This is a genomic window from Kocuria rhizosphaerae, from assembly GCF_044462265.1.
Lineage (GTDB): Bacteria > Actinomycetota > Actinomycetes > Actinomycetales > Micrococcaceae > Kocuria > Kocuria rhizosphaerae.
Genome location: NZ_JBISWL010000138.1, coordinates 1 through 13,848, shown reverse-complemented (window position 1 = coordinate 13,848; position 13,848 = coordinate 1). Strand labels below are relative to the sequence as shown.

The following is a 13,848-nucleotide window of genomic DNA, read 5'->3' as shown; positions in this document are numbered from 1 at the left end:
GCTCCGCCCCGGGGCCGGGTCGGGACGCCCCTGGCCGGCCGGCGAGGGGAGCCGGCCGCACCGGTGCCCGACCGGTCGCGCGGCCGGGCGGGAGTCCGGGGGACAATGGGTGCATGGACGTCACCGACCTGGACCCCACGGAGCTGCTCACCGTCTCCCACGAGCTCCCCCACCCGCCGGCCTCCGTGTTCGCCGCGTTCACCGAGGCGGACCGGCTCGCCGCCTGGTTCGGCCCGCGGGGCTGGAGCGTGCCCCGGGAGTCCGTGCTGCTGGAGGTCCGCCCCGGCGGCCGCCAGCGGTTCCGCCTGGTCAACGACGCCGATCCCGCGCAGGTCTCACCCGTGCACGCGACCTACCTGCGGGTGGAGCAGGACGCGCTCCTCGAGGGCCGCGAGGTCCTGCCGGGCCCGGACGGCGGCCCGACGGGGCCCCACCTGCTGCTGCGCACCGAGTTCCTGGACACCGGGGACGGCGGGACGGTTCTCGTGCTCACCCAGGGCCCGCTCCCCGCCGCGGTGCACCCCCGGGCGGCCCAGGCCTGGCGCGGCTCGTTCGAGAAGCTGGAGGCGCTGCTCGCCCGCGGCTGAGCCGCCCCGGCGATCCTTTCCGGAGGCGGGCGGGCCCCGCGCCGTCGCACCTCCCCCGCGCCGGGCCGCGGCAGCCGCCCGGCACCGACCGTCCGACCGACCGTCCGACCGACACAGGAGGAACGCATGAGCGAGGAGTCCCCGCGGCGCACCACCGCCCTCACCCGGCGGCTGACCGCACCGAACCCGGGCCCCATGACCCTCGACGGCACGAACTCGTGGCTGATCGGCTCGCCCGGGCAGCAGGACGTCGTCGTCGTGGACCCGGGCCCGGCCGACCGGGGGCACCTGACCGCCCTGGCCGCGGCCGGGCGGACGGTGCTCACGCTCGTCACCCACCGCCACGGGGACCACACCGGGGCCGTGGCCGACTTCCACGCGCTCACCGGCGCACCCGTTCGCGCCTTCCTGCCCGAGTTCTGCCGAGACGCGGACCCGCTGCGCGACGGCGAGACGATCGAGGCCGCCGGGTGCCGGATCCGGGTGCTGCACACCCCGGGGCACACCTCGGACTCCGTGTGCTTCCACCTGCCCGACGACGCCCCCGAGGGCCGCCGCCCCGGCGAGGGTGACGGTTCCGTGCTCACGGGCGACACGGTCCTGGGCCGCGGCACGACCATGCTCGACCACCCGGACGGCGCCCTGGGCGACTACCTGCGCTCCCTGCACCGGCTGGCGGTGCTCGGCCGGGCGATCGTCCTCCCCGCCCACGCCGACGTGCGCGAACACGTCGAGGAGGTGTGCGAGGAACTCCTCGAGCACCGGATGGACCGGCTCGCCGAGGTGCGGGAGGCGTTGCGCGTCCTGGGCCGTGCGGCGACGCTCGAGGCCATCACCGACCGGATCTACACCGACGTCCCGCCGCACGTGCTCCCCGCGGCGCGCCGCTCGGTGGGGGCGCAGCTGGCCTACCTCGGCTTCTGAGCCCTGGGGCGGGGCGCCCGCGGCCGGCCGCGGGCCGGGGCGATGCCGGCCGGCGTGCGGGCGCTCAGCGTGCGGGCGCCGGGACCTCGTCCGTGGCCCCGGGCCCGGCGTAGGTCGGCTCGCGTCGCTTGAGCGCCCCGATCACGGCGTAGGTCACGGGCATGATCAGGACCTCGACCAGCACCTTGTACACGTAACCGACCACCACGTAGTTCAGGAAGTCGGCGGCCGTGCTGATCCCGATGATGGGGGCGGCCACCGCACAGAAGATCATCGTGTCCACGAGCTCGCCCACCAGCGTCGAGCCGATCAGGCGGGCCCAGAGGTGCCGCTCCCTGGTGCGCGCCTTGACCCGGACCATCACGAACGCGTTCAGCAGCTGACCGGCCAGGTAGCCGAGCAGGGACCCGGCCACGATCAGCGGCACGGGGCCGAGCACGGCCTCGAACGCCGCCTGACCCTCGTAGAAGTCCGCCGGAGGCAGCGCGATGACGAGCCAGAACACCACCGAGGAGAACAGTCCCGCGGCGAAGGACGTGACGATCGCCCGTCGTGCGGACCGGAAGCCGTAGACCTCCGAGACGACGTCCCCCAGCACGTAGGCCAGCGGGAAGAGGAAGAACCCGCCGTCGGTGAGGACGGGGCCGAAGGCGACCCCCTTGGTCGCGGCCACGTTGGAGAGCACGAGGACCACGCAGTACGCCGCCACGATGAGGTCGAAGTACGAGCGGGGCCGGCGGGCGAAGCCTGCGGCGGCAGGGCCGGTGGAGGAGCTCACGGTGTGCCACCAATCTGTCGGGAAGCGAGGACCGTCCGCGCGGGACGGCGCCGTGGAGCGGTCTGTGCGTGCACGGCGCGGGCCGCCCGCCTGCCACCCGGGAGCCCCTCCGGTGCTGCCGCGGCTCCTGTGCCGAGAGGTCGCGCCGGCCGGAGGCCGTCCAACAGTCTAGCGACGGCGGCCGGCCGCGGAGCCCTCCGCCCCGCCCCCGGCGGAATACGACGACGCACGATGACGCCGCGGTCGACGAGGACATCGCCGCGGCCCGCCGGCTCGGCGTCACCGGCGTGCCCTTCTACGCGCTGGACGGGCGGTACGGCATCTCCGGAGCGCAGCCGACGGAGGTCTTCGCCCGCGCGCTGGAGCAGGCCTGGGCCGATTCCGGGCTCGAGCCCACGGCCGCTGTCGCCGCACCGGCGTGCGGCCAGGAGGGGTGCACAACCTGACACCCGCTCGGAGGTTTCCTGGACGTTTCCCCAGACCTTGCTCCTCGACGGACCAAAAAGGGGCGAAGGGTGGTGTCATAGTCGGACATATCGTCACCAAGGCTCATTGAAGTACGCATACTTTGATGACATACGTAAAGTGGGTGTCATCATGCCTCGGATTTCTGCGGCGACCAATGCCGCGCAGCGGGAGAACACCAAGCGGGCGATCCTCGACTCCTTCGGGCAGCTCCTCTACCAGCAGGGCCTGACGGGGCTGACCATGACCCACGTCGCGAAGAACGCCGGCGTGGGCCGGACCGCCGTCTACAACTACTTCGCCGACATGGGCGAGCTGCTCGTGGCCTACGCGCTGGACGAGACCGAACGGTTCATGACCGACCTCCGCCAGGACCTGGAGGGCGTGGCCAACCCGGTGGACCGGCTGGCCGTCTACATCCGCGCGCAGATCGAGGACCTGACCCGCCGGCACCTTCCCCCCGGCCCCACGATGCGCACCGTGCTGGCCCCCGAGGACTACCAGAAGCTCGGCGAGCACGTGGGCGAGCTCCAGGGACTGCTCGCGGCCATCCTGCGGGACGCGATCGTCCAGGGCTACCTGCCCGACGGCGACATCCCCGAGCTGGCCACGCTCGTGCACGGCTCCCTGACGGCCGCCGCGGACCGCGGCCAGAACTCCGACCAGGACCGGGCGGCGCAGGAGCGGCACATCCGCTCGACCGTGCGGTTCATCCAGCAGGGACTGGGCGCCCGGTTCGACGCCGCGGGCCACCCCGTGCCGGTCGCTCCCGAGCTCCCACCGCTCAGCGCGGCGTCCTGAGCCCCGCCCCGGCCCGCGCCGCCGGCGCGGCGTCGAGATCCAGCACCCGGGCGTGCAGCACCCTGCGGTGGTGCAGCGCCGTGCGCAGGGCCCGGTGCAGCCCGTCCTCGAGGTAGAGCTCCCCGGCCCAGCGCACGACGTGCGGGAAGAGGTCCCCGTAGAAGGTGGAGTCGGCGTCCAGGAGGGTCTCCAGGTCCAGGGTCGTCTTCGTGGTGATCAGCTGGTCGAGCCGGATCTGGCGCGGGGCGATGTCGGCCCACGCCGAGGGCGTGGCCAGGCCGTGGTCCGGGTAGGGGCGCGAGTCGCCCACGGCCTTGAAGATCATGCGCCCATCCTAGGGGCGGCTCCGGACGGCACCCGGAACACCGCCGGCCGCGTCCCCGTACGGGGGCGCGGCCGGCGGTGCGGGACGAGGCGGCTCAGCCGCGGAGGACCGTGACGGCCCCGGTGGCGGCGTTCCACTCGATCCGCCCGCCCGTGAACTTCTGGGCGACGCCGCCGGCGACGGCGAACTCGTCGGTGGTCGGGTAGCCCAGGCCGCGCTCGTGGCCCATGGCCGCCCACTTCTTGCCGATGGCGCCGTACTCCTTGACGGCCTGGGACCCGGTGCGGGAGGACCAGATGAACTTGGTCCGCTTCCCACCGGCGTTGAAGACCTGGTAGGCGCCGCCGTCGGCGGTGCGTGCCTCGGTGGTGGCCGGCGGGCCGTAGGTTCCGGCGTAGCCGCCCGCGGCGAACTTGCGGCCGATCGACCCGCCGTAGTCGACCGCCCGGGTACCGGTGGCCCGGGACCAGTACAGGGCCTTCTCCCGGCCGTCGACACCGACGAAGCGCTGGTAGACCGAGCCGTGGCCGGAAGCGTGTTCGGCACTGACGGGGGTGGCCCAGGAGGTGCCGCCCAGTGCCGCCCAGGTGTGCCCGATCGCACCCTGGAGCGTGTACCCGCCGACCGAGTCGTTGCCGGACGGCGTGACCGTCCCGGACCCCGACGTCGCGTAGAGACGGTCGACGTCGCCGCCGACCAGGCCGGGCAGGTCGTAGTTGGTGTGGTGGAAGCCTTGCAGCACCACGCGGTTCGCCTTGGTGAAGCCCGCCTTCCGGTAGACCGCCGAACCCTTCTCCGCGGCGTCGAGGGCCGACCAGCCGGACGGCTGGGTGGCGCCGTAGCCGTCGTTCGAGCCGACGTACCACGTGGGGTCGGTGGCCTTCAGCGCCGCCCCGGGCTCGGTCTCGAGGCCGCCGTAGTAGACCCCGCCGCCGCCGATGAGCGTGGCTCCGCCGCCGCGGATCCATCCCGCGCGGTCGGAGAGCGCCTCGTGGGCGATGAACTCGGCCCCGCCGGAGTAGCCGGCCAAGTGGATGCGGGTCGAGTCCACACGCTGCTCGGCCACGACCTTCGCGGCGAGGGAGCGGAACCAGTCGCCGCCGGTCTCGCTGTCGGAGGTCCAGGACCGCCCGGACGGGGCGACCGGGACCACGAGGATCATGTTCTTCGCCGCCGCGCGGGCGGCCATGGTCCGGAGCATCGAGGTGGTGGGACGCTGGGCGTAGTACTGGCCGTCGCCGTCGAGGTAGAAGACCACACCGACGGGCCGGGAGCGGTCCACGCCGGTGTCGTAGACGTGGTACTGCGCGGACATCCCCGCGGCGGCGTGGGACGAGGTGGTCGTGGCCGCGTGGGCCGGGGCGGGGGCGCCCACGAGCATCGAGGCGGCCAGCGCGGCGGCGACGGCCGCCGCGCTCAGGGCGCGCGAGGACATGGACAGGGAGGGAAACGTCAAGGGGGGACCTCTTGGGGGGAGAGGGAACACGGGCATGGCGCAGCCCGGGGGAGCTGCGGTCGGGGGTCACGGAGCAGCCCGCTCCATGACACACCCCAGGGTATTGCATTAGCGAATAGATGTCTTGCACCTGCGTAAACTGGAGACGCGATCCCCTTCCCTCGCTCCACCCCACCGAAAGATCCACCCATGCCTGCCCGACGCCTCACCCTGGCCGCACTCCTCCTGCTCGTCCCGGTCCCGGCCGTTGCCCAGCCCGTCACCGAGACCGGCCCGGCCACCGCCCAGCAGACGCCTGCCGATTCCCCCGACGGCGACCCGGGCCCCGACGGCCCGGCCACCGGCGCCCCGGAGGACGGGCAGGCCCCGGCCGATCCCGCGTCGCCCGAGATCCCGGCCGCCCAGGACGGCAGCACGGCACTCCCGGAACAGCCCTCGCCACCGGGAGAGTCGCAGGACTCCCGCCCGGCCACCGGCAGCGATGCGGCGGAGTCCGGGAACGGCGCCGGCGGGCAGTCCTCCGGGCAGGCCCCGGAGGAGGCCACCGATCCGGCGGTCGCCGGCACCGCGGACCCGCGGGACCCGGCGCTCCACGAGGGCGGCGCGACCGACGACACCGGGAGCGCCGGCACGATGCCGGCACCGGCGCACACGCCGAACGGCGCGCCCGCGGCGGAGGAGGACGGACAGGTGGTGCCCGGCACGGTCGACCGGGTCACCCTCGGGGCACTCACCCGCGTCCCTGCCGAGGACTCCGGCGAGACCCTCGTCCTGCCCGCGGCAGGGTGGGGCCTGGTCGTCTCGGCGCTCGCGGCGGTCACCGCGGCCGTGCTGCTGCTCCGCCGGCGCCGGGCCGCCCGGCTCAACCACTGAACGGGACCGGGGCGCCGACCTCGCGCCCCGGTCCGGCTCCCGCCGCTCCGCCCGGACACGAAAAAACACCCCGGACCGCAGGTCCGGGGTGTTTCCGATGTCCTGAGACATCACATGTGCGGAGGATGGGGGATTTGAACCCCCGAGGGCGTGAACCCAACACGCGTTCCAGGCGTGCGCCATAGGCCGCTAGGCGAATCCTCCAGGCACGCACGTCGCGGCCGCCGATCGGCGCCGGAACATGCGGAGTCCAGCATAGCCGAACCTCCCGGCAATGCCGAATCGACCCGTCCTGCCGCCCGGTTTCGGGCCCCGGTCGGGATCCGCTAGACTCTCTGACAGCCCCTCGCGTGGCGTCATCCTGTCGAACTCCCCCAGGACCGGAAGGTAGCAAGGGTAGACGGGCTCTGGCGGGTGCGCGAGGGGTCTTCTCGTCCCCGGAGCGGCCCGCGTCCCCAGCGGCGGCCGCCCGCCCCGCCCGTCGGATCCCGTCGCTAAGGTGGCTCCTGTGACTACCGCTCTGTACCGCCGCTACCGCCCGGAGTCCTTCGAGGACGTCATCGGCCAGGAGCACGTGACCGAGCCGCTGATGACGGCGCTGCGCAAGGACAGGGTCAGTCACGCCTACCTCTTCTCGGGTCCCCGCGGCTGCGGGAAGACCACCTCGGCCCGCATCCTGGCCCGCTGCCTCAACTGCGCCGAGGGGCCGACGGCCACGCCCTGCGGCCGCTGCGAGAGCTGTCGGGACCTGGCCCGGGACGGCGCCGGCTCGCTGGACGTGATCGAGATGGACGCGGCCAGCCACGGCGGCGTCGACCACGCCCGCGACCTCCGGGAGCGGGCCACCTTCGCACCCGTCCGCGACCGGTACAAGATCTTCATCATCGACGAGGCGCACATGGTCACGCGCGAGGGCTTCAACGCCCTGCTCAAGATCGTGGAGGAGCCTCCGGAGCACATCAAGTTCATCTTCGCGACCACGGAGCCGAGCAAGGTGCTCACGACCATCCGGTCCCGCACGCACCACTACCCCTTCCGTCTCGTGCCCACCGAGCCGCTGATGCACTACCTCGAGCGGCTGTGCGCCGAGGAGAACGTGCCGGTCGCTCCGGGCGTGCTCTCGCTCGTCGTCCGGGCCGGTGGCGGGTCGGTCCGGGACACCCTCTCCGTGCTCGACCAGCTGATGGCGGGTTCGGACGAGGGCGGGATCGGCTACGACCTCGCGGTGGCCCTGCTGGGCTACACCCACGGGGCGCTGCTCGACGACGTCGTGGACGCCTTCGCCTCCGGGGACGCCGCCACGGTCTTCCGCGCCGTGGACCGCGTGGTGCAGACCGGCCAGGACCCCCGGCGGTTCGTGGAGGACCTGCTCGAGCGGTTCAGGGACCTCATCATCGTCGACGCCGTCCCGGAGTCCGCCGGCAACATCCTCCACGGGATGCCCCAGGACCAGATCGCCCGGCTGCGCAACCAGGCCTCGCAGCTCGGGGCGGCGGAGCTGTCCCGAGCTGCCGACATCACCAACACCGCGCTCACGGAGATGACCGGCGCCACCTCCCCGCAGCTGCACCTCGAGCTGCTGTGCGCACGCATTCTGCTGCCCTCCTCCGAGGACACCACGCGCGGCGTCACCGCACGCGTGGACCGGCTGGAGCGGCGGTTGAGCATCGGCCGCGGCACCGCGGCGGCCACCGGACGGGACGACCAGCACGTCGGCGCGCCGGTTCCGGCCGAGCCCGCTCCCCGCGCCGCGGCGGAACGCCCCGCGGAGCCCGAGCCCCCCCGCACGGCCCCCGCGGACGACGCCCGCCCGCCCGGGACCGACCGGGCGGCCGCCCCCGAGGAGGCCTCCGCTCCCGCAGGGACTGCGCACCGCCGCGAGCAGACCCCGGCGACCGCCGGACCGGGGCCCGAGCCGGCGCACGAGGCCACCCGGGGCCACCGGGCCGGGACCTCCTCCCGCTCCGCGCCCGCCGATGCCCCCGGCACCGGGCAAGCGCCCCGTCCGGCACGGGGCGACGACGCCGCACGCCGGCCGTCGGGACCGGAGACCCCGGAACCGCCGCGCCAGGACACGCCCCTGGCCGACGAGGCCGGCGACGGGATCGACATGCTGCGCGCCTCGTGGCCGGAGATCGTCAACGCCCTGGCGGACATCCGCCGCGTCGCCTGGTTCACCGTGCAGCGCGGCACCCCGCAGTCCTTCGACGGCAGGGTCCTGCGGATCATGTTCGACGCCGAGGGCGACCTCATGAACTTCCCCCGCTTCGAGGACGACCTGCGCCAAGCCGTGCAGCAGATCCTCGGGATCGACTGCCGCGCCGAGGCCATCCCCTCCGGCGGAGGGCACGGCCGCGGTGGCACGCCGCGCCCGCCCGAGCCGCCGCCGACCTCACCGGGCGGCCGGAGGGCACCCGGGTCCGGCTCCGACGGCACGCCCCGCAGCGGTGCCGGGCCCGAGGTCCGGGACGGGGGCCCCGCGCCGTCTCGTGAGCACGCGGCGCAGCAACGCCCATCCGGCGCGCCGCACGAGCCGCAGCGGCGCCCCGCCGAGCCCGGCCGCTCCCCCGCGCACCCGGCGGGACAGGACGGCCCCCCTGGCGGGCAGGACGCGTGGAGCGCCCACGGCCGGCCCGCCACGGACGCCCCGGCGGAGTGGACGGACCCTGCGTGGGCCGAGGAACCGGTGCACAGCTGGTCCGTAGCGGCCATTCCGCAGGGCGGGGACGAGACGCCGGAGCCCACGGCCGCACCGAACGGGCCGGCCACGGAGGACGCACGGGCGCCGCGCCCCGCACCCCGGCCCGAGGGACCTCCGACCGCCGCGCCCCCGGGGACCGGTCCGGCCTCCGGGGCGGGCGAGCAGGCGCCGTCGCGACCGGCACCCGCTGCCGCGCCCGGCGGTGATGCCGCCTCCGGCCCGCGGACCCGGCCCGTGGGGACGCCGCCCGGCCCCGCAGGATCGTCCGCACCCGTCGGTGCATCGGGGCGTCCCGCCGCCCGCGGGGCAGCGGCCCCGGATCCGCGTTCCGGCCCCGGGGACCGGCCCGCCGGTCCCCCGCAGCACGTCCCGCACGACGACGTCCCGCCGCCGGAGGAGCCCCCCGACCTCGACGAGCCGCCGTACCCGGAGGACCCGGACGAGGCGCCGCCCGAGCAGTGGCGCCCCGCACCGGCCGCGCACCGGGGGACCCCGGCCGGCGGGGTCCGTCCCGGGACCGCCACGGCCCCCGGCGGCACGGCCTCCCCGCACTCCCCCTCGGGCCCCGCCGCCCCGTCCCGGGCCGTCCCTGCGGAGGAACGGTCCGTCCCCGCGGAGCGGCCCACCGGCGCCCCGGGCCGGCCCGCGTCCCGGTCCGAACCCACGGTCTCCCCAGCGGTGGAGGACGCCGTGGGGGAACGTCTGACCTTCCGGGAACGGCACGCGGCGGCCATCGCGGCGGGACGCCAGGCGCCCGCGCCGGCGTCGGCCCCCCGGGACGGAGACGTAGAATGGGACGACGCGTTCGTGCCCAGCTCGGACGACGAGGCGCTCGAGGACTCCACGCTCTACGGCCGTGCCGCGATCGAGCGGATCCTCGGGGGGACGCTCGTCGAGGAGCGGGACCTCCACACCGGGGACTGACACCGGGGCCCGGTCCGTCGCGGGCCCCGAGGCCGCCGCCGGGAACCAGCAGAGGGGCCGCGCACCGGCCCGGGAATCGAGGAGTACGTGTACGAAGGCGCTGTACAGGACCTGATCGACGAACTGGGCCGGCTGCCCGGGATCGGGCCGAAGTCCGCGCAGCGGATCGCGTTCCACCTCCTCGACGCGGACAAGGAGGACGTCCGCCGGCTGGCCGAGACCTTGACCGCGGTCAAGGACAAGGTGAAGTTCTGCCGGATCTGCGGCAACGTCTCGGAGCTCGACGAGTGCGCGATCTGCCGCGACGCCCGCCGGGACGGCAGCGTGATCTGCGTGGTCGAGGAGTCCAAGGACGTCATGGCCATCGAGCGCACCCGCAGCTTCCGGGGCCGCTACCACGTGCTCGGCGGGGCGATCAGTCCCATCCAGGGCATCGGCCCGGACCAGCTGCGCATCCGCGAGCTCATGACCCGCCTCTCGGGCGACGAGGTCCAGGAGGTCGTGCTCGCCACCGACCCGAACCTCGAGGGCGAGGCGACCGCCACCTACCTCTCACGGATGCTCAAGACGCTCGGGATCCGCGTGACCCGCCTGGCCTCGGGGCTGCCGGTGGGCGGGGACCTCGAGTACGCCGACGAGGTCACCCTGGGCCGGGCCTTCGAGGGCCGCACCGTGGTCGCCTGACGGCTCGCGGTAGGATGTCCTGGTGCCCCTGCCGCGGGGAGCGGGCGCACCGGCCGGGGAAGACCACCGGCCCCGGCCAGACCAGATCACAGGAGTAGTGCCCATGAGCCTGATCGTGCAGAAGTTCGGTGGATCCTCCGTCGCGGACGCCGACGGCATCCGCCGGGTTGCACGGCGGATCGTCGAGACCCGCAACCGCGGCCACGACGTCGTCGTCGTGGTCTCGGCCATGGGCGACACCACGGACGAGCTCCTCGACCTCGCCCACGAGGTCACCCGGAAGCCCCCGGCCCGGGAGCTGGACATGCTGCTGACCGCCGGTGAGCGGATCTCCATGGCGCTGCTGGCCATGGCGGTCTCGGGGATGGGCGCACCGGCCCAGTCCTTCACGGGGTCGCAGGCCGGCATGGTCACCGACGGCGCGCACGGCGCCGCCCGCCTGGTCGAGGTGAACCCGCTGCGGGTGCGCGAGTCCCTGGACCAGGGCAACATCGCGATCATCGCCGGGTTCCAGGGCGTGCACCGGCACACCAAGGACATCACCACCCTGGGCCGCGGCGGCTCGGACACCACCGCGGTCGCCCTCGCGGCCGCCCTGGACGCCGACGTCTGCGAGATCTACTCCGACGTCGACGGCGTGTTCACCGCCGACCCCCGGATCGCGCCCAAGGCCCGCAAGCTGGACCAGGTCAGCAGCGAGGAGATGCTCGAGCTCGCCGCGAACGGCGCGAAGATCCTGCACCTGCGCTGCGTCGAGTACGCGCGGCGCTTCGGCGTGAAGCTGCACGTGCGCTCCTCCTTCTCCCACAGCGAGGGCACGTGGGTCATCCCGAGCCCCGAAGACGTCGCCGACTCCCCGAAGGAGATCCCGTTGGAACAGCCCCTCATCTCCGGCATCGCCCACGACCGCACCCAGGCGAAGGTCACGATCGTCGGCGTGCCCGACAAGCCCGGCATCGCCGCCCGGATCTTCCGCCTGCTCGCCGAGGCGAAGGTCAACGTCGACATGATCGTGCAGAACGTCTCGACGGGCGACGACCCGCTGACCGACCTGTCCTTCACCGTGGACGAGTCCCAGGGCGAGCTCGCCCTGAGCCTGCTGCGCGCCGCCGAGGAGAAGATCGGCTACACCGGCCTGGAGTACGACGACCAGGTGGGCAAGCTCTCCCTCGTGGGCGCCGGCATGAAGTCCAATCCCGGGGTGACCTTCACCTTCTTCGAGGCGCTCGCCTCGGCCGACATCAACATCGACATGATCTCCACCTCCGAGGTGCGGATCTCCGTGATCACGGACGCCGACCGCCTCGACGAGGCCGTGCGCGTGGTGCACAGCGCCTTCGGCCTGGACGCCCAGGAGGAGGCCACGGTCTACGCGGGGACCGGCCGCTGACCGTCCCCCACGGGCCCGGGCGGGCCGGCAACGGCGGGGCGGTGACCCGTCCCGCCGTCGTGCTCCCCCGCGAGGAGTGGGGGCCGCGCGCGCGGGCCCACGAGGAGCGGGCCGGCCGGTACGCGGACCCTTTCGTGGCCCGGCGCCACCGGGGGCAGAAGCACCCGGTCGAGGACTTCCTCTTCACCTACTACACGCTCAAGCCGGCGCAGCTCAAGCGCTGGCACCCGGGTGCCGGCGTCGTGCTCCTGGACGCCGCCGGGCGCGCCGGGGAGAAGTTCTACCGGCACCTGCGGGAGGCGGAGCTCCGCTCGCTCGGGCTCACGGCCGGGGACGGCGCCGTGACGGTCGACGACGACGCCTTCCGGGACCGGCGGGCTCCCGCCGTCGACTTCGCCCGGGCGGTCCTCGGCGCGCACGCGGGCAACCCCGGGTTCTTCGGCTGCTTCGGCCTGCACGAGTGGGCCATGGCCTACCGCTCGGAGGACAACGGTCTCCGCCACGAGCAGCTCGACCTCCGGCTCGGGGCGGCGGGCACGGACGCCGTGGTCGAGCAGCACCGGATCCGGTGCACCCACTTCGACGCGTTCCGGTTCTTCCAGCCCCAGGCCGTGCCGCTCAACGAGCTGCAGCCCACGCGCGCGGCCCAGCGGACGCTCGAACAGCCCGGCTGCCTGCACGCCACGATGGACCTGTACAAGTGGGCGTACAAGCTGGTCCCGGCCGTCGAGTCCGAGCTGCTCATGGACTGCTTCGAACTGGCCTGGGACGTCCGCGCGACGGACATGCGGGCCGCCCCCTACGACCTCACGGGGTGGGGCTACGAGCCGGTGCGGATCGAGACGGCCGAGGGCAAGGCCGAGTACGTGCGCCGGCAGCGGGCCTTCGCCGACCGCGCCGAGCCGCTGCGCCACCGCCTCGCCGAGGCCCTCGAGACCCTGGATCCGCACCGCGCCACCGAGGGGGCGGCGTGAGCGGCGCCCCGGCCCCAGGGGCTGCGGTCCGGGCCGCGCTCAGGGGCTGCGGTCCGGGCCGCGCTCAGGGGCTGCGGTCCGGGCCGCGCTCGAGGATCCGGCGCAGCTCCTCCAGGTCCTTGCGGTTGGCGCGGCGGATCTGTGCCGCCAGCATGCGCGCGCCGATCCGCGCGAACCCGGCCGGCTCGCCCCGGTTGCGCAGCGTCATCCGTGTGCCGCCCGGCACCGGCTGCCACGTGTAGGTGGTCTCCATCGGGAACGGTCCCTGCGCGGTCCGCATGACCAGCCGCTCGCCCGGGACCAGCTCGACGACCTCGTACTCGTACTCGAGCCGCCGGCCGAGGAACCCGGCCACGAAGCCGACCTTCATCCCCTCCCGGAGCTCCGGGCCGGTCCGCAGGTCGACGGAGTCGATGTTCCGGTACCACTCCGGCGCCCGGGCCGGGTCCGCGGCGTAGGCGGAGACCAGCTCCACGGGACGGGCGACGACGGTCTCGGTCAGGACGTCGACGGACCCGCCACGGGCGCGGCCGCGGCCGGTCACGACAGCTCCCGCGCCGGCGCGCCGTCGTCGTCGGACCGTTCCCGCCCCGCGAGCCACGACCGGACGTCCGCGACCCGGATCCGGCGGTGCGTCCCGCGGTACTGGACCGGGATGACGCCCTGCGTGGTGAGGTTGCGCATGTAGGTGTGGGAGATCCCGGCCAGCGCGGCGGCCTGCGAGGTGCTCAACAGCTCCTCGGCGGAGGTGACCGTGACGGTCTCACCGCGCGCCAGGCGGGAGAGGAGGTCCAGGACGGCGTCCTGCGCCGGCCCGGGCAGGCGCACGGCGGTGCCGTCCACGAAGACGGTCACGTCCCGGGAGGCGAGGGCCTCCGTCAGGAGCTCGGCGTCCCGGCCGCTGAGGCCGGGGGTGGTCCGCGGGGAGTGCTGGCTCATGGCCCCATTCTCCCCGCCGGGGCGCCC

14 protein-coding genes, 1 tRNA gene and 1 other RNA gene are annotated in these 13,848 nt (G+C 74.5%); 10 read left to right on the top strand and 6 right to left on the bottom strand.

The features are described from left to right. Positions 1-113: 113 nt before the first annotated feature. Both ACH9EU_RS15965 and ACH9EU_RS15960 read left to right on the top strand, forming a co-directional pair. The gene (locus ACH9EU_RS15965) at positions 114-587 is read left to right on the top strand and encodes an SRPBCC domain-containing protein (protein WP_396414887.1); all 474 of its coding nucleotides are present in this window, start codon (positions 114-116) and stop codon (positions 585-587) included. A 126-nt stretch (positions 588-713) separates the two neighbouring features. Then, a complete protein-coding gene (locus tag ACH9EU_RS15960) occupies positions 714-1,511 on the top strand; it encodes an MBL fold metallo-hydrolase (protein ID WP_396414886.1) in 798 nt (265 codons plus the stop codon). A gap of 64 nt (positions 1,512-1,575) precedes the next feature. On the opposite strand, the gene ACH9EU_RS15955 is transcribed toward ACH9EU_RS15960, so the two are convergent. Beyond that, a complete protein-coding gene (locus tag ACH9EU_RS15955) occupies positions 1,576-2,289 on the bottom strand; it encodes a queuosine precursor transporter (RefSeq protein ID WP_396414885.1) in 714 nt (237 codons plus the stop codon). Positions 2,290-2,357: 68 nt separating this feature from the next. Here ACH9EU_RS15955 and ACH9EU_RS15950 point away from each other — a divergent pair, with 68 nt between their 5' ends. Then, a complete protein-coding gene (locus tag ACH9EU_RS15950) occupies positions 2,358-2,735 on the top strand; it encodes a DsbA family protein (RefSeq protein WP_396414884.1) in 378 nt (125 codons plus the stop codon). 151 nt (positions 2,736-2,886) lie between these two features. Further along, positions 2,887-3,555 (top strand): TetR family transcriptional regulator, encoded by a 669-nt coding sequence (locus ACH9EU_RS15945; protein WP_396414883.1) that lies wholly within the window; start codon positions 2,887-2,889, stop codon positions 3,553-3,555. On the opposite strand, the gene ACH9EU_RS15940 is transcribed toward ACH9EU_RS15945, so the two are convergent. Beyond that, the gene (locus ACH9EU_RS15940) at positions 3,539-3,880 is read right to left on the bottom strand and encodes a type II toxin-antitoxin system VapB family antitoxin (RefSeq protein ID WP_396414882.1); all 342 of its coding nucleotides are present in this window, start codon (positions 3,878-3,880) and stop codon (positions 3,539-3,541) included. The two genes, ACH9EU_RS15945 and ACH9EU_RS15940, sit on opposite strands and share 17 nt — an antisense overlap. A 94-nt stretch (positions 3,881-3,974) precedes the next feature. Continuing rightward, positions 3,975-5,336 (bottom strand): hypothetical protein, encoded by a 1,362-nt coding sequence (locus ACH9EU_RS15935; protein ID WP_396414881.1) that lies wholly within the window; start codon positions 5,334-5,336, stop codon positions 3,975-3,977. Positions 5,337-5,525: 189 nt separating this feature from the next. On the opposite strand from ACH9EU_RS15935, the gene ACH9EU_RS15930 reads away from it, so the two are divergent. Next, a complete protein-coding gene (locus tag ACH9EU_RS15930) occupies positions 5,526-6,209 on the top strand; it encodes a hypothetical protein (RefSeq protein ID WP_396414880.1) in 684 nt (227 codons plus the stop codon). 119 nt (positions 6,210-6,328) lie between these two features. Here the strand turns inward: ACH9EU_RS15930 and ACH9EU_RS15925 are convergent. Then, positions 6,329-6,413: transfer RNA gene (locus ACH9EU_RS15925), tRNA-Ser, on the bottom strand. Positions 6,414-6,546: 133 nt separating this feature from the next. Here ACH9EU_RS15925 and ffs point away from each other — a divergent pair. From ffs to ACH9EU_RS15900, 5 genes are all read left to right on the top strand, one after another. Beyond that, an RNA gene (gene ffs / locus ACH9EU_RS15920) (signal recognition particle sRNA small type) lies at positions 6,547-6,643 on the top strand. Positions 6,644-6,717: 74 nt separating this feature from the next. After that, entirely contained in the window at positions 6,718-9,834 is a 3,117-nt protein-coding gene (locus ACH9EU_RS15915; RefSeq protein ID WP_396414879.1) for a DNA polymerase III subunit gamma and tau, read from the top strand. An 87-nt stretch (positions 9,835-9,921) separates the two neighbouring features. After that, positions 9,922-10,518, top strand: a complete 597-nt coding sequence (recR, locus tag ACH9EU_RS15910; protein WP_396414878.1) for a recombination mediator RecR — start codon at positions 9,922-9,924, stop codon at positions 10,516-10,518. A gap of 103 nt (positions 10,519-10,621) precedes the next feature. Next, positions 10,622-11,908, top strand: a complete 1,287-nt coding sequence (locus ACH9EU_RS15905) for an aspartate kinase (protein WP_396414877.1) — start codon at positions 10,622-10,624, stop codon at positions 11,906-11,908. A 41-nt stretch (positions 11,909-11,949) separates the two neighbouring features. Next, on the top strand, positions 11,950-12,882 hold the full coding sequence (locus ACH9EU_RS15900) for a 3-methyladenine DNA glycosylase (RefSeq protein ID WP_396414876.1): 933 nt from the start codon (positions 11,950-11,952) through the stop codon (positions 12,880-12,882). Positions 12,883-12,946: 64 nt separating this feature from the next. On the opposite strand, the gene ACH9EU_RS15895 is transcribed toward ACH9EU_RS15900, so the two are convergent. After that, the gene (locus ACH9EU_RS15895) at positions 12,947-13,426 is read right to left on the bottom strand and encodes an SRPBCC family protein (protein WP_396414875.1); all 480 of its coding nucleotides are present in this window, start codon (positions 13,424-13,426) and stop codon (positions 12,947-12,949) included. Next, positions 13,423-13,821, bottom strand: a complete 399-nt coding sequence (locus ACH9EU_RS15890; RefSeq protein WP_396414874.1) for a helix-turn-helix domain-containing protein — start codon at positions 13,819-13,821, stop codon at positions 13,423-13,425. The genes ACH9EU_RS15895 and ACH9EU_RS15890 overlap by 4 nt, the downstream gene beginning before the upstream one ends. Positions 13,822-13,848 lie beyond the last annotated feature (27 nt).

What these genes read in the sequence shown, in the direction of transcription:
- ACH9EU_RS15965 (WP_396414887.1), top strand. Translation starts at nt 114, where the DNA reads ATGGACGTCACCGACCTGGACCCCACGGAGCTGCTCACCGTCTCCCAC.
- ACH9EU_RS15960 (WP_396414886.1), top strand. Translation starts at nt 714, where the DNA reads ATGAGCGAGGAGTCCCCGCGGCGCACCACCGCCCTCACCCGGCGGCTG.
- ACH9EU_RS15945 (WP_396414883.1), top strand. Translation starts at nt 2,887, where the DNA reads ATGCCTCGGATTTCTGCGGCGACCAATGCCGCGCAGCGGGAGAACACC.
- ACH9EU_RS15940 (WP_396414882.1), bottom strand. Translation starts at nt 3,880, where the DNA reads ATGATCTTCAAGGCCGTGGGCGACTCGCGCCCCTACCCGGACCACGGC.
- ACH9EU_RS15930 (WP_396414880.1), top strand. Translation starts at nt 5,526, where the DNA reads ATGCCTGCCCGACGCCTCACCCTGGCCGCACTCCTCCTGCTCGTCCCG.
- ACH9EU_RS15905 (WP_396414877.1), top strand. Translation starts at nt 10,622, where the DNA reads ATGAGCCTGATCGTGCAGAAGTTCGGTGGATCCTCCGTCGCGGACGCC.
- ACH9EU_RS15890 (WP_396414874.1), bottom strand. Translation starts at nt 13,821, where the DNA reads ATGAGCCAGCACTCCCCGCGGACCACCCCCGGCCTCAGCGGCCGGGAC.